The organism is Streptomyces sp. NPDC020875, assembly GCF_040641415.1.
Classification (GTDB): domain Bacteria; phylum Actinomycetota; class Actinomycetes; order Streptomycetales; family Streptomycetaceae; genus Streptomyces.
Window position 1 is genome coordinate 129983 of the sequence record NZ_JBFADP010000007.1, and the last position, 16861, is coordinate 146843.

13 protein-coding genes and 1 CRISPR repeat array are annotated in these 16861 nt (G+C 73.8%); of the genes, 6 read left to right on the plus strand and 7 right to left on the minus strand.

Annotated elements, in window-relative coordinates:
• Positions 1–13: 13 nt before the first annotated feature.
• Positions 14–1261: a serine hydrolase domain-containing protein gene (locus AB0G74_RS06250; RefSeq protein ID WP_361141268.1), complete on the minus strand. Its 1248-nt coding sequence runs from the start codon at positions 1259–1261 to the stop codon at positions 14–16.
• Positions 1258–2406 carry a serine hydrolase domain-containing protein gene (locus tag AB0G74_RS06255; RefSeq protein WP_361141270.1) on the minus strand — a complete coding sequence of 383 codons (1149 nt, stop codon included), beginning with the start codon at positions 2404–2406 and terminating at the stop codon, positions 1258–1260. The genes AB0G74_RS06250 and AB0G74_RS06255 overlap by 4 nt, the downstream gene beginning before the upstream one ends.
• Before the next feature lie 86 nt (positions 2407–2492).
• Here AB0G74_RS06255 and AB0G74_RS06260 point away from each other — a divergent pair, with 86 nt between their 5' ends.
• The 3 genes from AB0G74_RS06260 (at position 2493) to AB0G74_RS06270 (ending at position 6098) form a co-directional block, all read left to right on the plus strand.
• Positions 2493–3152, plus strand: coding sequence for a response regulator transcription factor (locus tag AB0G74_RS06260; RefSeq protein WP_361141272.1), 660 nt, complete (start codon positions 2493–2495; stop codon positions 3150–3152).
• A 62-nt stretch (positions 3153–3214) separates the two neighbouring features.
• Complete coding sequence (locus tag AB0G74_RS06265) at positions 3215–4636, plus strand: HAMP domain-containing sensor histidine kinase (protein ID WP_361141274.1); 1422 nt, start codon at positions 3215–3217, stop codon at positions 4634–4636.
• 226 nt (positions 4637–4862) lie between these two features.
• Positions 4863–6098 carry a serine hydrolase domain-containing protein gene (locus AB0G74_RS06270; RefSeq protein ID WP_361141354.1) on the plus strand — a complete coding sequence of 412 codons (1236 nt, stop codon included), beginning with the start codon at positions 4863–4865 and terminating at the stop codon, positions 6096–6098.
• 59 nt (positions 6099–6157) lie between these two features.
• Here AB0G74_RS06270 and AB0G74_RS06275 read toward each other — a convergent pair whose 3' ends face one another.
• The 4 genes from AB0G74_RS06275 to AB0G74_RS06290 form a co-directional block, all read right to left on the minus strand.
• A complete protein-coding gene (locus AB0G74_RS06275; RefSeq protein ID WP_361141276.1) occupies positions 6158–7186 on the minus strand; it encodes an aldo/keto reductase in 1029 nt (342 codons plus the stop codon).
• 209 nt (positions 7187–7395) lie between these two features.
• Positions 7396–8004, minus strand: coding sequence for a TetR/AcrR family transcriptional regulator (locus tag AB0G74_RS06280; RefSeq protein ID WP_361141278.1), 609 nt, complete (start codon positions 8002–8004; stop codon positions 7396–7398).
• An 86-nt stretch (positions 8005–8090) separates the two neighbouring features.
• A complete protein-coding gene (locus tag AB0G74_RS06285) occupies positions 8091–9509 on the minus strand; it encodes a M14 family zinc carboxypeptidase (RefSeq protein WP_361141280.1) in 1419 nt (472 codons plus the stop codon).
• Between the two features lie 173 nt (positions 9510–9682).
• Positions 9683–10285 (minus strand): TetR/AcrR family transcriptional regulator, encoded by a 603-nt coding sequence (locus AB0G74_RS06290; protein WP_361141282.1) that lies wholly within the window; start codon positions 10283–10285, stop codon positions 9683–9685.
• Positions 10286–10497: 212 nt separating this feature from the next.
• On the opposite strand from AB0G74_RS06290, the gene AB0G74_RS06295 reads away from it, so the two are divergent.
• Entirely contained in the window at positions 10498–10926 is a 429-nt protein-coding gene (locus AB0G74_RS06295) for a hypothetical protein (RefSeq protein WP_361141284.1), read from the plus strand.
• A 56-nt stretch (positions 10927–10982) separates the two neighbouring features.
• Here the strand turns inward: AB0G74_RS06295 and AB0G74_RS06300 are convergent, their stop codons facing one another.
• The gene (locus tag AB0G74_RS06300; RefSeq protein ID WP_361141286.1) at positions 10983–13811 is read right to left on the minus strand and encodes a SpoIIE family protein phosphatase; all 2829 of its coding nucleotides are present in this window, start codon (positions 13809–13811) and stop codon (positions 10983–10985) included.
• Between the two features lie 149 nt (positions 13812–13960).
• Positions 13961–14778: direct repeats of the CRISPR family, unit length 25 nt; unit sequence CCATCCCCGCTCGCGCGGGGAGCAC.
• A 403-nt stretch (positions 14779–15181) separates the two neighbouring features.
• Here AB0G74_RS06300 and bla point away from each other — a divergent pair.
• Together bla and AB0G74_RS06310 are read left to right on the plus strand one after the other, a co-directional pair.
• Positions 15182–16123, plus strand: coding sequence for a class A beta-lactamase (gene bla, locus AB0G74_RS06305; RefSeq protein WP_361141288.1), 942 nt, complete (start codon positions 15182–15184; stop codon positions 16121–16123).
• Positions 16124–16332: 209 nt separating this feature from the next.
• Positions 16333–16788 (plus strand): hypothetical protein, encoded by a 456-nt coding sequence (locus AB0G74_RS06310; protein ID WP_361141290.1) that lies wholly within the window; start codon positions 16333–16335, stop codon positions 16786–16788.
• The last annotated feature ends 73 nt before the right edge of the window (positions 16789–16861 follow it).

The window sequence follows — 16861 nt, forward strand, 5'->3', positions numbered from 1 at the left end:
GTACGCGCCGGAGTTACGCCGATGCCGCCCCGGCGACGATCTCCCGGGCCCGGCGGGCGACGGCCGCGGTGCCGGTGTCGTAGTTGCCGAGTGCGATCACCGTCCAGCCGGACTCGTCGTCGATATCGATATTGGTGGCGGTGCCGGGGCCGCCGCCCGGATGGCCGTAGAGCCGCAGGCCGGCGGTGACGAACTCGTGGAAGCCGTAGCCCGCGTACTCCCGTTCCCCGGCCGGGGTGTCGGCGCCTCGCGGCGGAACCGGCACCTTCCCGGTGGTGATCAGCTCCGTGTACGCCGGGTGCAGCAGGGTGCCCGCGCGGACGGCCTCGGCGAGTCGCAGCAGGTCGGGCGCGGTGGAGTAGGCGCCGGAATCGGGGCCGCCGATGAAGCCGAAGGCCGGGGTGGTGGTGAAGTCGACCCGCTCGCCGCCCGACGGGCGGGACCAGTAAGGGCGGGCGACATCGGTCCTGCTCCGTACGTCGGGCCGGGTGAGGAAGCCGGACGCGGTCATTCCGGCCGGGGTGAAGATCTCCTCGCGGACGTAGTCGTAGTAGGACCGGCCGGAGACGGCGGCCACGACGGCGCCCAGCAGCCAGTAGCCGTCGTTGCTGTAGCCGAACCGGGTGCCCGGGGCGAACCGGGGCGGGGTCGAGCCGATGATCCGCAGGGTGTTCTCGACGGTCTCCTCGACGCCGTTCCAGGTCTGCGGCGGGCCACCGCCGACCGGTGGCCGGCCGATGCCGGAGGTGTGGGTGAGCAGCTGGTGCAGGGTCGTATCGGCGATCGCGGCCGGGAAGCGGTCGGTGTACGTGCCCAGCCGCTCGTGGAATCCGACCAGCCCGCGCGAGGCGAGCCGGGCGATGGCGAGCCCGGTGAGGCACTTGGTGACCGAGGCGAGGCCGAAGACGGTACGGGGCCCGTTGCGCAGGCCCGTCTCCCGGTTCGCCGTGCCGTACGAGCGGGACAGGGCCGTCCTGCCGTCCCGGGCGACGAGGACCGTACCGGAGAACACGTCCCGGGCGGCCAGGTCGGCGACGAAGGCGTCCAGGGCGCCGCCGGGCAGCAGATCCGGATGCGGCGCGTCCCGGCGCGTCCGGGCGGTGGCGGTCGGCGCGGCGGCGGGTAGGCCGGCTTTGGCCGGGGCCGCGCCGGTCGTCAGGGCGGCTCCGGCGGCCAGGGCCCCGGCGCCCAGCGCGCCGAGCACCGAACGCCGGGCGAGGCGCCGTTCGGGCTGTTCGGTTCGTTCGGTTCGTGGCGTCATGGACGGGGGCTCCTGCGGTCGGTTCGGGGACGGTGTCCGGGCCGGTCGGCGGTGATCAGCCGACGGGCCTCGGCGACGATCGGCAGGACCTCCGGTACGTCGTGGTTGGAGAGCACCACGGAGACCCAGCCGTTATCGGGGTGGACCTCTAAAGAGGTGCCGGTTCCGGCGCTGCCGCCGCTGTGCCGCAGCACCCACTGCCCGCCGGTGAGGATCGCGTGCGGCCCGTACCCCTGGAAGGCCAGTTCCGGCACCGGGCCGGTGCCGCCGGGGCCGTCCGGCCGGGGCGGCAGCGCCAGTCTGCCGCTGAGGAAGTGCCGGGTGTGGGCGGAGCCGAGGAGGACGCCGTCCGCCAGGGCGCGGCCGAAGCGGGCCATGTCCCGCGCGGTGGAGAACGCGTCGCCCGACGCCGTGCCGACGAACGGCTTCTCGGCCAGGACGTCGGCCCGCTCCCCGGAGGGGCGGCGGGTATAGGGGCGGGCGAAGTCCGGATCGGCGTCCCAGCGGGGGCGGGTGAACCAGCCGGTGGCGGTCATCCCCGCCGGGCCGAAGACGTGCTCCCGGATGTAGTCGGGGTACGGCCGCCCCGACACCCGGGTCACCAGGGCGCCCAGCAGTTCGTAACCGGAGTTGCTGTAGTGGAACCGGGTGCCTGGGGGAAAACGCAGGGGGGACGCCCGGATGATCGCCGCGATGCCCTCGTGCAGTTCGGCCGAGGACGCCCAGACCCGGGCCCCGGCCCGGAACTCCTCGGTGGCCCGGTAGTCGCCCAGGCCCGAGGTGTGGGTGAGCAGCTGATGGAGGGTGACGTCCGCGATCGCGGCCGGGAGGCCGTCGAGATACGTGCCGAGCCGCTCGTGGTGGACCACCTCGCCCCGTCTGACCAGCTGTTGGACCGCGACGGCCGTGAACAGCTTGGCCGTGGAGGCCAGGGCGAACCGGGTGCCGGGGCCGATGGGCACCCGCCGCGCCCGGTCGGCCGCGCCGTGGGAGCGGGCCAGGACGGTACGCCCCCGGAGCGTCAGCAGCACGGTCCCGGAGAAGGCGTCCCGGGCGGCCCGTTCCGCGACGAACCGGTCCAGCGCGCCACCGGTGCGCAGCTCCCGGGGCGGCCGTCCGCCTCTTGTTGGAGAGTGTCGAGTCATGCCCGGATGTCTACGCGCCGGGGTGTGTCCGGAACCGATCGCTGCGCCATACGACCGCCATATACGGGCACTGCCATGCTGCCGATATGCGAGTGCTGCTGGTCGAGGACGAACAGCCGCTGGCCGGGTATGTCGCGGCCGGGCTGCGGAAGTACGGCTGTGCGGTCGATGTCGCGCACGACGGCCGGACGGCTCTGGAGAAGTGCGCGGTCGTGCCGTACGACGTGGTGGTGCTCGACCGTGATCTGCCGGGGGTGCACGGGGACACGGTCTGCCGTCGGCTCGCCCGGGAGGGCCGGTCGCGGGTGCTGATGCTGACCGCTTCGGACGCGGTGGAGGACCGGGTGGACGGGCTGGCCCTGGGCGCCGACGACTATCTGGGCAAGCCGTTCGCGTTCTCCGAACTCGTCGCGCGGGTGGGGGCGCTGGCCCGGCGCAGCGCCCCGGCGAGCCCGCCGGTGCTGCGGGCCGGTGATCTGGTGGTGGACCCCGCGCGGCGGACGGCGGAGCGGGCCGGGCGGCTGCTGCGGCTGACGCCGAAGGAGTTCGGGATCCTGGTCCGGCTGCTGGCCGCCGACGGTGCCGTGGTGAGCGCCGAGACCCTGCTCGACAAGGTGTGGGACGAGCACGCGGATCCGTTCACCAATGCCGTACGGATCACCGTGGGGACGCTGCGGCGGAAGCTCGGCGAGCCCCGGCTGATCGAGACGGTGATCGGCGCGGGTTACCGGCTGGCACCGCCGTGACGGGCCGGGCCGTGAGCGGGCGTGACGGTCCGGGGCGTCCGGCGGCGGGGGAGGACCGGGCCGTGCCGGGGGCCGGCCGGGGGCGGTGGGGGCGGGCCGTCGGGGTCCGGCTGACCGCCCGGAGCAGGCTCGCCCTGCTCTCCACGGGGCTGGTTCTGGTGGCGGGGGCGCTGTTGAGCGCGCTGACGTTTCTGCTGGTCCGGCGGAATCTGGAACACCGCTGGGTGGTACGGGTGGACCGGGCGGGGCCCCCGTCGGCGGGGCCCACCGGCACGCCCGGAGCCGGTGCCTCTGCCCCTGCGCCTGCTCCTGCTCCTGCGCCTGCCGATGCCGATGGCGGTCCCGTGGTGTCGGGTGCGGATCTGCCCCGGCTGCCGGGCCGGGACGAACTCGCCGACGCGGGCCGCCGGATACGGGCCGACGCCCTCTCCGAGCTGATCACACAGGCCGCAACGGCGCTCGTCGTGGTCACCGTCCTGACCGCGGTACTCGCCTGGTTCCTGGCCGGGCGGGTGCTGCGTCCGCTCCGTACCGTCGCCGCCACCGCGCGGCGGCTCTCGGCGGAGAATCTGGCGGACCGGGTGCCGGTCCGCCGCCCCGACGACGAACTCGCGGCCCTGGCCCGGACGATCAACGACATGCTCGACCGGGTCGAGCGGGGGGTGGTGGAGCGCGGCCGGATCCTGGAGAGCCAGCGGATGTTCGCCGCCAACGCGGCACATGAACTGCGCACGCCGCTGACGACGATCCGTACCGCCGTGGACGTCACCCTTGACGGCGATCCGGCCCGGGACGAACTCCTCACCATGGCCGAGGACATCAGAAACGCGGTCGCCCAAGGGCAGCGGACCCTCGACGGGCTGCTCGTACTGGCCCGGGGCCGGGCGGGCGCGCTGGTGCCCGTACCGCTCGATCTCCGCCGGATCGCCGCGGACGCCGCCGACCGCGCGGCAGGTTCGGCGGCCGGCCGCCGGATCACGCTCGAAAGCGATCTGGCGGCGGCGCCGGTCGCGGGGGAGCCGATTCTGCTGGAGCGGGCCGTGGGCAATCTGCTGGAGAACGCGGTCCGGCACAACCACCCCGGCGGGGAGATCACGGTGACCACGGGCACCTCCGCCGCCGGGGCGTTCGTACGGGTCGTCAACACCGGCCGCCGGATAGCCCCCGACGAGGCGCGCGGTCTGCCGGAGCCCTTCGTCCGGGGCAGCGGCGCCCGGACCCGCTCGGACGGCGGCGCCGGGCTCGGGCTGTCGATCGTCCGGGCGGTCGCCACCGCCCACGCCGGCGAACTGACCGTCACCGCGCGCCCGGGCGGCGGTCTGGAGGTGCTGGTCAGTCTGCCCGTACGGCGGCTCTACGGGGACGGCGCCGGTGGCGCCGGGTCCAAAGCCGGGTCCGGCGCTGGGGACAGTGCCGGGGCCGGGGACGGGCCGATATCCCTGAGGGCGGGGGCGGCTTCCGGCCCGGGGAAGGTTCGGGGCTGAGCCCCCATCCCTCTCGTGGACATCCCCGATGTCCCGGGCGTCCGCCGCCGGTTGACTGCCGGAAACGGGTCCGGTCCGCCCGGTGCGGGCCGGTCCGGGGCATCGACCGATCAAGGGGCAGGAGATGGCCGATATGGGCGAGGGGAACGATCCGGGGACCTTCTTACGGGCACGGCGGCGCCGTCATGAGCGGCGCGACCGCCGACGGCGGGCCGGACTGCTCGCCATGGCGGGGGCATTGGTGTTGGCACTGTCGACGGGGGAGGCGGGAGCGGCGGGAGACAGGGGCCGGTCCGGCGGTACGGATTCCTGGAATCCGGCTGCCGGGGCCGGGGACACCCGGCCCGCGACCCGGGCCGCGCTGGACGCGATCGTGACGGGCGGGACGCCGGGAGCCCTGGCCCGGGTGACCGACGGGTCCGTCCGCTGGACCGGGACGGCCGGGACCGCCGACCGGCGGACCGGGCAGCCGCGCCGCGCGGACGAGCGGTTCCGGATCGGCAGCCCGACCAAGACCTTCACCGCCACCGTGCTGCTCCAGCTGGAGGCGGAGGGCGTACTCGGCCTCGACGACAGTGTCGAGAAGTGGCTGCCCGGGGTGGTCCGCGGCCGGGGCCACGACGGGCGGCGGGTCTCCCTGCGGCAACTGCTCAACCACACCAGCGGCATCCCGGGCTACAACCGGGACCCCGGCTTCCTGGCCCGGTTCACGGGGGAGGCGTTCCTGGAGCACCGGTACGACGGGGCGACCCCCGGGGAACTGGTCCGGATCGGGCTCTCCCATCCGCCGGAGTTCCCGCCCGGTACCGGCTGGTCGTACTCCGACACCAACTACGTCCTGGCGGGCCTGGTGATCGAGCGGGCCACCGGCGACGACTACGCGGCCCAGATCGAACGGCGGATCATCCGGCCGCTGGGGCTCTCCGGCACCACCGTGCCCGGTACGTCCCCCGAGGTGCCCCGGCCGCACGCCCGGCACTACTCACGGCTCTACTCGGACGATCCGGGCGCGCGGATCCACGACGTCACCCGGTTCGATCCCTCGGTCGCCGGGGCGGCCGGGGAGATCATCTCCACCACCGCCGATCTGAACCGGTTCTACGCGGCCCTGCTCGGCGGCCGGCTCCTCCCCGCCGGTCAACTGGCCCGGATGCTGGAGGGGATCCCGATCGGCGGCCCCGAAGCCCCTGGTGGTCCCGGTGGTCCCGGTGGAGGGCCGGGCCGCGACGGGGAGCGGTCGGGTGCCGCGTACGGACTGGGCATCCGCTCGGACCGGCTCTCCTGCGGGGTGACCGTCTGGGGCCACGGCGGCCAGGTGCCAGGCTCCCTCACCCGGGCCGCGGCGACCCGCGACGGCCGCCATGTGCTCACCCTCAACCGGAACGGGGACTGGGGCGAACAGCGGCTGGAGGACGCCGTACTGGAGGCGGAGTTCTGCGGCCGGGGGCGTACGGCCTCCTGAGACCGTTCACCGGCGGTGGCACCGTGTTCCGGCGGCGGCACGTGTTCCGGCGGGGGTTGTCAGGACGCGCGGCGGCGCAGCGCCGGATCCGTGATCGCGGGTACGGCGGTCGGGTTCTTCTCCTGGGGCGCGAGGTCCACCCCGGGTGCCACGACGGCGTCGACGGCGTCCAGGATCTCGGCGGACAGGACGGTGTCGGCGGCGGCCAGCTGGGACTCCAGGTGCTCCATGGTCCTGGGGCCGATCAGGGCGCAGGTGACCGCCGGGTGGGCGGTCACGAAGCCGAGCGCCAGCTGGATCATCGTGAGCCCGGCTTCGTCGGCGATCGCGGCCAGTCGCTCGACGGCGGCCGTCTTGGCCCGGTTCTCCGGTACGGAGACGTCGAAGCGGCCGGGCATGAACGCCGACCTGTTCGTGGTGATCTCGCGGCCCTCGCGGACGGCGCCGGAGAGCCAGCCGGACGCCAGCGGGCTCCAGACGAGGACCCCGAGGCCGTACTCCTGGGCGATGGGCAGGATCTCGGTCTCGGCGCCGCGTTGCAGGATCGAGTAGTTCGGCTGCTCGGTGACATAGCGGCCCAGCCGGTGTTCGCGGGCGGCCCACTGGGACTCGACCAGCCGGTACGCGGGGAAGGTCGAGGTGCCGAAGTAGCGGATCTTTCCGGCGCGCCGGAAGTCGGTGAGCGCCGCGAGGGTCTCCTCGTCGCCGGTGAGCGGGTCCCAGCGGTGGATCTGATAGAGGTCGATGTGGTCGGTGCCGAGCCGTCGCAGGCTGTCGTCGAGGGCCCGGGTGAGCCAGCGCCGCGACGCCCCGCGGCGGTTGGGTTCGTCGCCCATGGGCAGTGCGGCCTTGGTGGCGAGTACGACGTCGTCGCGGCGCCCGGCGATCGCCTTGCCGACCAGCTCTTCCGACTGGCCGCCGCTGTAGACGTCGGCGGTGTCCACGAGGTTGATCCCGGCGTCCAGGGCGGCGCCGACGATCCGGTCGGCGTCGCCCTGGCCGGTGCGGCCGAGGGCGCCGAAGTTCATCGCGCCCAGCGCCAGTGAGCTGATCCGGACACCGGTACGGCCCAGCGTGCGGTACTGCATGGTCGTCCTCCGAGATCTGGTCCCGGCCCGAGGCCGCCCGAGGGCGCGCGGGCACGGGAACGCGGCAGGACCGAAACGGAACCTCGATCCGTTTCGACGATACGGAACGCCGATCCGTTTTCGCAAGAGTCCGCGGAGCGGGGGAGAGGGGGCGCGTGCTGAGGGGAGTTCGTCAGAGGGGGTCCGGCAAGGGCAGGGCCGGGGGTGGCTCAAGGTGTGGCGAGAGCCGTGAGCGCCGAGCAGGCCCGGACCATGGCGTCCAGGTCCCGGTGGCCGTCCGGGATGCCCCGGAGCAGAAAGCCCGCAGTGACGGCCAGCAGTGACGAGGCGATCAGCGTCGCCTCGGCCCGGCCGACCGGGCGGGCCGCCGGGCCGTCGGTGACGGGCCGGCCGGTGAGCAGCTCGGCCAGCGCGTCCCGCTGGGCCCGCTGGAGCCGCAGACACTCGTCGCGGAAGAACGGGTCCTCCAGGCAGAGCAGCACCATCAGGACTTCGAGCCGGGCCTCTTCGGGGAAGTCGTCGGTCACCCCGGCGGCGACCCACCGGGCGTACGCCTCGACCAGGCCGGGCAGGGTCGCCCCGGCCGTACCGAGCCGGGCGACTCCCTCCGCGTACTCGGCGACGCTCTCCTCGACCACCGCGAGAAAGAGATCCCGCTTGCTGCCGAAGATCGAGTAGACGGCGCCGGTGGTGAGGTCGGCCGCCTCGGCGATGGTGTCGACGGGGACGCTGGTGCCCCGGGTCGTGAGGAGGTGCCGGGTCGACGCCAGCAGGGCCCTGCGGTTGTGTTCCCGTTGTTCGGCGCGGGTGCGGCGCATGAGAGTCCCTGGAGGTTCGGACGGCGGCGGGGTCCGGAAGGCGGAACGCCCGGCGGGCCGCCGTCGCTGTCGTGCCCGCGTCGAGACTACCGGGCCCTCGCGGCGGCCAGCCCGATCTCGATCTGGACCGCGGCCAGTTCCCGGGGGTCGTACGCGCGGCCGGGGAAGTCGCGGGCCATCTCCGCGCACCGGCGGTTGAACCAGCTCCGCAGTCGCGCCCGGCCACCGGGATCGGCGCCGCCGTCCGCCGCCGGGTCGGTGACGAGCCGGGTCAGCATGCCGCCGGTACGGAGGGCGATGGTGTACGCGATCCAGCGGAGGTCGTACCTCTCGGCGACGGTCGCCGGACGGCCGTACGCGGGGTCCGCCGCCATCTCGCGGAACGCCCCGGCCGTCCGGCCGGTGAACAGCAGGCCCTCGTCGACCGCCGCGGCGATCGGCGAACCCGGCGGGAAGCGGTCCCGGGCGGCGTCCGCGACGGCGGTCAGCAGCTCCCCGTCCCGGGTGAGCCGTTCGGCGGCCCGGTCGAGCAGGGCGGCGTAGCGGTGGCCGCTGTCGGAGACGTCCCCCAGCTGGGGTGTGTGCCACATCGGGGTCTCCGGCAGCACGCCGAGGGCCCCGTGCCGGGCCGCGTAGTAGATGCTCGAAGCGCCGGGCGGCAGTTGCTCGCCCGTCCCGGGCGCCGCGAGCGGGGGCAGTAGAAAGGAGCCCGGGCCGATGGGTTCGGCGCCGCCGTCGACCGGGCCGCGATGGAACGGCAGTCCGCGTCGGGCCACGGCCCGTTCGACATCGGATATCAGCGCCGGTACGGGCCGGTTCATCATGAAGTGGAAGCCGGAGAAATCCGAACTGTGCAGGCTGTAGACGAGCTTTGGCGTCAGTTCGTCGATGACCGTCATCAACCGGCGGGTTTCCGGGAGGGGTCGGTCGAATCCCCCGGATACCGGGAAGGTCCATTCGACCTGATTGCGGAAGGCGGGCCGGTAGAAGTTCCGGTAGTAGTTCCGGATGGTGTGCGGTCCGCCGTACCAGCCGTCGCCCAGCGCCGCCGCGTCCGGATCCATACAGGGGACGATGTGCCAGGTCAGATCGAGCCCCTCGGCGAACTCCGGCCGCCTGGCCGCCAGGCGGGCCAGCTGAAGGGCTGTCAGGAAGCCGGTCGGTTCGTTGGGGTGGGGACCGCCGAGTACGAGGGCGTTCTCCCGGCCCTTGCCGACGGAGAGCAGCAGGATCTCCCGGCCGCCCCGGGAGCGGCCGATCGTCCGCAGGTCGGTACGGCGCGGATGGGCGTCGGCAACGGCCCTGATGGCGCCGTGTAATTCCCGGAGAGTCGGATACCGGCGCATTGCGGGAAGGTCGGATTCCCAGCTCCCGGCGGCGGGTTCCGGGCGAGCGCCGGAGCCGGTGGTGAATCCCGTGGTGGACGCGGTGACGGCGGCCATCGCGCCGATCGAGCCGGTGGTTCGGAGAAAGGTGCGGCGGTTGTTTCCGGACGGATTCGCCATGCTCTCACTCCCGTTGATGGGCGTTCGATAATGCAATTATCACCATCATGGTGTTATCGAAGTCAAGGGAGATGAGGCAGGAGGGGCCGCCGGGCAGGCGGATGCCGGGGGATGCGAGGGAGATGCCGGGGCGCAGTGTGGCGGCGTACAGCCGCCAGGATTATGACGGTTTGTCAGACTTCGCGGACGGCGAGGAACCGGGTCAGCAGCAGCCGGAGCAGCGGCGCCTGTTCCAGCGGGGCGAATCCGGGGTCCGTGGCGACCCGGGCGAAGAGCGCGTCGAACTGGGCCGCGACCCAGGTGGCCGCCGCCTCCGGGGCGAGATCCGGGTCGATCCGTCCCGCGTCGGCCGCCCGCGCGAGCAGACCGGCGATCGCCGTCCGCAGTTCGAGGTCGTTCCGGGAGAGCAGGGCGGCCACGGCCTCGTCGCGCTGCGCCTCGGCGGCGGTGTCGAGGGTCAGGCTCGCGTACGCGGGGTCGGCGGCCAGCTCCGCCACGGTGTCGACCAGGGTGAAGAGCGCCGCCAGCGGGTCGTCGGCGGCGGCCAGCTCGGCGAGATAGGCCGAGGTGTCGGCGCCTTCCTTCTCGATCAGGGCCAGCACGATGGCGTGCTTCGTCGGGAAGTAGTGGAAGAGATTGCCGGGGCTCATGCCCGCCCGGGCCGAGATGTCCGCCGTCCGGGTGGCGTGGAAGCCCTTCTCCGCGAAACAGGCCGCGGCGGACTCCAGGATCCGGCCGCGCCGGGCGGCGTGCTTGACGGGGTCGACGGTGCGCATGGTCGGGCCAGCCTATCGGGCCGGGGTCCGCGCGCCGGATCCTCGCGCGGGGTCGGCCCGCCGGGCGGCCGGGGTCCGTACGCCGGGCCGGTCCGCAGGTCCGTCGGGCGGCCGGGGCCCGGGGGCCGTACGCCGGGTCCGTCCTGAGGAGGACGCCGGAGTACGGCGGCAAGGGGGACGACTTCGAAGGGCCGGGCCGGAAGGATCGGGGTGTGATCGAACTTTCCCGCCGGACCGCGCCCCCGCCTTCGACCGTTGCCTACCGCAGCTGTGTGACCCTCGCACTCGTCGGAGCGCTGGCCTCGACCCTGCCGTACGCGATCGCCGACAGCGGTCCCGGACGCCCGGCGACGGTGGCGGACTGGACCACGGTCGCGGACACCGCTCCGATACCGGGCCCGGCGTACGTTCCCGTCGGGGATCCGTACCGGGTGCCTGCCGGGCCGGGGGCGCCCGCGTACGGCTCCGGCACCGCTCACGGCTCCGGCTCCGGGCACGGATCAGGCGGTACGGGCGCGGCTCCGGCGGGACGTACCGCCCCCGGGTCCCATCACGCGTCTGTCCGGGGCGGCCTCGGCTCCGGCCCCGCTCCCGCCTTCGGCGAGGGCGCCGGGCCCCGGCGACAGCCCGTAGAACCGTAGGACCGTAGATCCGTAACCCCGCGCCCGCGACGTCCGGATGCCGGGTGCGCCGGAGTTCACATGCTCCACTGGTCCAGCAGCGCGTCCGTCAGATCGGGGCCGCCGGGGGTGCCGTCGCCCGGCCCGTGGAGGTTCTGCTCGGTCCAGATCGCCTTGCCCCGGGCCGTGTACCGGGTGCCCCAGCGGTCCGCGAGCTGCGCCACCAGGAAGAGCCCCCGGCCGCCCTCGTCGGTGATCGACGCCCGCCGCAGATGCGGTGCCGTACTGCTGCCGTCGAAGACCTCGCAGATCAACGAGGTGCTGTGGATCATCCGTACGGTGATGGGCTGGGAGGCGTACCGGATGGCGTTGGTGATCAGCTCACTGATGATCAGTTCCGTGGTGAAGGAGATGTTCTCCAGGCCCCACTCGCGGAGCCGGGCCGAGCACTCGGCGCGTACGGGGGCGACGGCGGCCGTGTCCGACGGTACGTGCCACTCCGCGATCCGCTCCGGGTCCAGCCGGTGGGTCCGGGCCACCAGGAGCGCGATGTCGTCCCGGGGCTGGGCGCCGGGGAGCGCGGCGAGCACGGCCCGTACGGTCGCCTCCGGGTCGAGGCCGGGGCGGCCCGACGCGGCGTCGCAGAGCAGGTCGAGCCCGGTGTCGATGTCCCGGTCGGGGCGTTCGATCAGGCCGTCCGTGTACAGCACCAGCCGGGCGCCCTCCGCCAGCCGGAACCGGGTGGTCTCGACGGGCAGTCCGCCGCCGCTCCCCAGGGGCGGCGACACGGGTACGTCGAGGACGTGGGCCCGGCCGTCGGGTTCGACCACGACCGGCGGCGGATGTCCGGCCCTGGCCATCACACAGTCGCCGGTGACCGGGTCGTAGACGGCGTAGACGCAGGTCGCGCCGGTGACGTCGGGCCCGTTGTCGCCGGGGGTGCGCTCCTGGTCCATCCGGTCGACGAGTTCGTCGAGGTGGCCGAGGATGTCGTCGGGCGGCAGATCGAGGGCGGAGAAATTGTGTACGGCGGTACGGAGCCGGCCCATGGTCGCCGCCGCGTGCAGCCCGTGGCCGACGACGTCGCCGACGACGAGCGCGACCCGGGCGCCCGGCAGCGGGATCACGTCGAACCAGTCGCCGCCGACCCCGGCCTGCGCGGGCAGATAGCGGTACGCGACCTCCACCGCCTCCTGCGCCGGGAGATAACGCGGCATCAGGCTGTGCTGGAGCGTGACGGCCATGGTGTGCTCACGGGTGTAGCGGCGGGCGTTGTCGAGGGAGGCGCCGGCCCGGGCCGCGACCTCCTCGGCGAGCGCCAGATCGTCCGCGTCGAACGGCTCCGGCCGGTCCGCGCGCCAGAAGCAGACCACGCCGAGCAGGGTGCCCCGGGCCGCGAGCGGGGCCGCGAGCAGGGTGTGGACCCCGTACTCCACCAGCTGCCGGGCGCCCCCGGGGTCCTGGGTCCGCCAGTCCCGGGCGGCCCTCAGCTCGGGCTCCAGAACCGGGCGGCCCGTGGTCATACTGCGGGCCTGCGGGGTGGCGGAGGCCAGTTCGATCCGGGAGCCCTCCGGGTAGAACGGGGCGTCGTCGCGGATCCCGGCGACGACGATCCGGCGGACGTCGCGCTCCGTGCCGTGGAGTTCGTCGCCGCGCAGCACCGCGTCCGCGAGGTCGACGGTGACGAAGTCGGCGAACCGGCCGACGGTCGTCTCCGCCAGCTCCCGGGCGGTCCGGCGGACGTCCAGGGTGCTGCCGATCCGCATCCCGGCCTCGTAGACGACGCGGAGCCGCCGCTGGGCTGCCTCGGCCCGGCCGGACGCCGCCAGCAGTTCGGTGGTGTCGCGTACGGTGGCGACCCGCCCGGCGCCGGTCCTGCCCTCGGTGCCGCTTCTGCCTTCGGCGCTGCTCTTGCCCTCGGCGTTCTCGGGTTTGCCGACCGGGCTGCCGGAAGGGGCGGGGGCGTACGCGCCCCGGGTGGGTCGCTGGCTGACGGCCAGGGTCCGCTCCCCGACCAGGAACAGTTCGTCGGTCGCCTCCCGGCCCGACACCAGCAGCTCCGCCAGTTCCGGCGGCAGATCGAGCCCCGCCACCCCCCGGCCCTCCGCGTCCGGCGGCAGGTCCAGCAGCCGCCGCGCCTCGTCGTTGACGAGCCGCAGCCCGCCGTCGGGGCCCACGATGACGACGCCCTCGCGGACGGAGTGCAGCACCGCGTCATGGTGTTCGTACATCCGGGTGATCTCGGCCGGTCCGAGGCCGTGGGTCTGGCGCAGCAGCCGACGGCTGAGCAGGGCGGTCCCCCCGGTACTCAGGGCCACCGCGGCGGCGGCCCCGCCCAGGACGGCGGGCAGCTGCTCCCGGGCGGCGGACTGGATCCGGGCGACCGTGACACCCGCCCCGACGGCGCCGACCACCGCGCCGTCCGGCCCGCGTACCGGGACGTACGCCCTGACCTGCGGCCCGAGGGTGCCCACCCAGTCCTCGACCACGGTCTCCCCGGCCAGCAGGGGCTTGATATCGGTCGACGACGGCTTGCCGATCCGGTCCGGGAACGGATGGGTGAGCCGGATGCCCTTCCGGTCGAGCACCACGACGAAGTCGACCCCGGCCCCCTTACGGGCCTCCTCGACCCTCGGTTGCAGTACGGCGGTCGGATCCGGCGACTGGATGGCCGCGGCCGTCCCCGGGGCATGGGCGAACCCCTCGGCGATCGCCAGGGACCGGCTGCCAGCCTCCTGATGGCTCTCCTGCCGCGCCATGACCAGCAGCAGGACGACGGCGCCGAGGGTGAGCAGGATGACGACGACGAGCTGGAGCAGAAACATCTGCCCCACGACACTGCGCGGCCCGAGAACGGACCGCGCCCCGCCGCCATCCGCCCCGGAGGAGCGCCCGGATCGCACCATGAGCCATTTTTATCCAGATATCCGAGGCTCCGCCTCTGCTGGACCCGGCGCGGAAGCCGGTAGAGGGGGCGCATAGGCGGTCACCGCTACGGCACCACACGGCGCGGGAGGGGCTTGGCGGGGCGCGGGGGCTTGGCGGGGTGGGCGGATTGGCCCCGCGGGCGCGGGGAGCACGCGTACCGGGCGGTGTACGACATCGGCGGCCGAGGACCATCCCCGCTCGCGCGGGGAGTACGTGTTCCGTGCAACCCCAAGGCGGCGCGAAGTGGGACCATCCCCGCACGCGCGGGGAGCACCCGAGCTGGAGGAGCTTGTCGAAGAACTTGATGGGGCCATCCCCGCTCGCGCGGGGAGCACCCGTACGGGACGCTCGCCGGAAGCTCGGACTTGGGGCCATCCCCGCTCGCGCGGGGAGCACGACGGCTCTCAGGAGCTGATCCCGCAGGGCCGGGGACCATCCCCGCTCGCGCGGGGAGCACCCGGTCATCTGGGCCCACGCCTGGGGCGACCCGGGACCATCCCCGCTCGCGCGGGGAGCACTTGGCCAGCCAGATCGACGCGCAGAAAGAGGAGGGACCATCCCCGCACGCGCGGGGAGCACCGAGGTAGTGACTCGCCGGGCGGTCACTTTCCGGGACCATCCCCGCACGCGCGGGGAGCACGTCGCCGACATCAGCCCGCCCACCGTCGCCGTGGGACCATCCCCGCACGCGCGGGGAGCACGGGCCAGCAGAACGGCAAGGGATACGCCCCCAGGGACCATCCCCGCTCGCGCGGGGAGCACGACCCCGCCACGCCGTCGTACGGTCCCCGCTCGGGACCATCCCCGCTCGCGCGGGGAGCACACCGCCTGGGGCCTGACCGCCGCCACGATCGCGGGACCATCCCCGCTCGCGCGGGGAGCACCCGGCCGCCCCGGACGAGTTCGACGACGGGCCGGGACCATCCCCGCTCGCGCGGGGAGCACAGTTTCCCACCTGCGGGTTTGTCAGGTGGGGGTGGCGTTTTTGCTTACTAGTGGGGAATCCGGCGAAGGGGGCGAACGGTGTGAACGGGGTGGCCGCCGGGGCGTATCGATTGGCATGCCTTCCACCTCCGTTCGTCGGTGTCGAGCGCTGACGATACCGGGCGGGGCACAGGCCCCGTCGGCGCTTCGGCAGGGCCGCCGTACGGCAGGGGAATGTCACTCCTCTGCTACGGCCGGGCTTCGCCCGGTGTCGTCCGCCGCCCCGATCCGGCCTCCTGACCTGCGGTGATAGTCGTCCGCGCATGACCGCCTTATCCATATCCGTCTTGGACGCGGCGGCGGGGCCGCTGTTCTGCTCGGCACGGAAAGGGCCAGGACATCCTTACGGAAGGACGTACTCACCATGACCGATCGCCATCTCTCCCGCCGGGCCGCGCTCGTCGCCGTCGCCGGGATCGCGGCCGTGCCTCTCGTCGGCTGTGGTAACGACGAGACGCCGGACCGGAAGGCGCCGCCGGGCGGTACCCGCAAGCCCGACCCCACCGGCCCCACCAACCACACCGGTCAAACCGGGCCCGCCTTCGCGGCGCTGGAGCGGAAGTACAAGGCGGTGCTCGGGGTGTACGCGGTGGACACCGGCAGCGGGCGTACCGTCGTCCACCGGCCCGACGAGCGGTTCGCCTACGCGTCCACCTGCAAGGCGCTCATCGCCGGAGCCGTACTGAAGCGGAACACCCTGCGTCAGATGGAGCGGCGGATCGTCTTCGGCCCGGAGGTGATCGAGCCGCACTCGCCGATCACCGAGCCCCGGGTGGGGAAGGGCATGAGCCTGCGCGAACTCTGCGACGCGACCGTCCGCTACAGCGACAACGCGGCGGCCAATCTCCTCTTCGACGAGCTGGGCGGGCCCGCCGGGCTCCAGAAGGCGTTGCGCGCGATCGGCGACCGGGTCACCCGGTGCGACCGGTACGAGACCGAGCTGAGCGCCGCCGTGCCCGGTGACCTCCGGGACACCAGTACGGCGCGCGCCCTCGCCGCCGATCTGCGGGAGTACGCCCTCGGGAACGTGCTCCCGGGCGACCGGCGGGCCGTTCTCGTCGACTGGCTGAAGCGGAACACCACCGGTGACGCGCTGATCAGGGCCGGGGCGCCCGAGGGCTGGACGGTCGGTGACAAGACGGGTTCCGGCGGCTACGGCACCCGTAACGACATCGCCGTCGTCTGGCCGCCGGGCCGCGCGCCGATCGTGCTGGCCGCGCTCTCCAAGAAGGACGTCGAGGACGCGAAGCCGGAGGACGCTCTGATCGCCGAGGCGGCCGGGGTCGCGCTCGGCGTCTTCGTCTGACGGTACGTCTCGTCCCGGCCGCCGGAGCGAGAACGGAGGCGGGCCCGGAGGCGAGGCGCACTCGGAGGCGAGGCGAGGCGAGGCGGGCCCGGGGCGGGTGGCGGGAAAGGTGGGGTACGCGTCCCTTCGGCCACTGCCGCCGCCCGTCCCCGCCCGCCTAGCGTGACGGGGACCGATGGAAATCCACCCGTGAGACGACGGTGCCGCCCGTGTTCGAATTCCTGCTCATCCTTCATGTGATCGCCGCGATCGTCGCGGTGGGGCCGGTGACCGTGGCCGCCAGTATGTTTCCGCCCGTACTGCGCCGGGCGCGGGCCGAACCCGGGGCCGGTGAGCATCTGGCCGTCCTCCGGGTGCTGCACCGGATCTGCCGGGTGTACGCGGCCGTCGGGATCGCCGTGCCCGTGCTCGGGGTGGCCACGGCCCTCAGTCTGGGGGTGCTCGGTGACGGCTGGCTGATCGTCTCGATGGCGCTCACCGGTGCCGCCGCGGCCGTTCTGGTGGTCCTGCTGCCCCGCCAGGAGGAGGCGATCGCGGCGGTCGGGGCGGTGGGGGGCGGGGGTGCGGGAGCCGGACTGGCGGCGCTCACCGGGGTCTTCAACCTCCTGTGGGCCGTGGTCACGGCCCTGATGATCATCCGACCGGGGTCGACCACGGGCGGCTGACCTGAGTGGCTGTCATCGCTACCACCAACAGAGGTACTTAAGCCGCATTTATACGATGAACTGATCGCGCATG

Excerpts from the sequence above, each read along its gene's own strand:
- AB0G74_RS06300 (WP_361141286.1), bottom strand. The coding sequence starts at position 13,811 with ATGGTGCGATCCGGGCGCTCCTCCGGGGCGGATGGCGGCGGGGCGCGG.
- bla (WP_361141288.1), top strand. The coding sequence starts at position 15,182 with ATGACCGATCGCCATCTCTCCCGCCGGGCCGCGCTCGTCGCCGTCGCC.
- AB0G74_RS06285 (WP_361141280.1), bottom strand. The coding sequence starts at position 9,509 with ATGGCGAATCCGTCCGGAAACAACCGCCGCACCTTTCTCCGAACCACC.
- AB0G74_RS06270 (WP_361141354.1), top strand. The coding sequence starts at position 4,863 with ATGGCGGGGGCATTGGTGTTGGCACTGTCGACGGGGGAGGCGGGAGCG.
- AB0G74_RS06260 (WP_361141272.1), top strand. The coding sequence starts at position 2,493 with ATGCGAGTGCTGCTGGTCGAGGACGAACAGCCGCTGGCCGGGTATGTC.
- AB0G74_RS06255 (WP_361141270.1), bottom strand. The coding sequence starts at position 2,406 with ATGACTCGACACTCTCCAACAAGAGGCGGACGGCCGCCCCGGGAGCTG.
- AB0G74_RS06290 (WP_361141282.1), bottom strand. The coding sequence starts at position 10,285 with ATGCGCACCGTCGACCCCGTCAAGCACGCCGCCCGGCGCGGCCGGATC.
- AB0G74_RS06250 (WP_361141268.1), bottom strand. The coding sequence starts at position 1,261 with ATGACGCCACGAACCGAACGAACCGAACAGCCCGAACGGCGCCTCGCC.
- AB0G74_RS06275 (WP_361141276.1), bottom strand. The coding sequence starts at position 7,186 with ATGCAGTACCGCACGCTGGGCCGTACCGGTGTCCGGATCAGCTCACTG.
- AB0G74_RS06280 (WP_361141278.1), bottom strand. The coding sequence starts at position 8,004 with ATGCGCCGCACCCGCGCCGAACAACGGGAACACAACCGCAGGGCCCTG.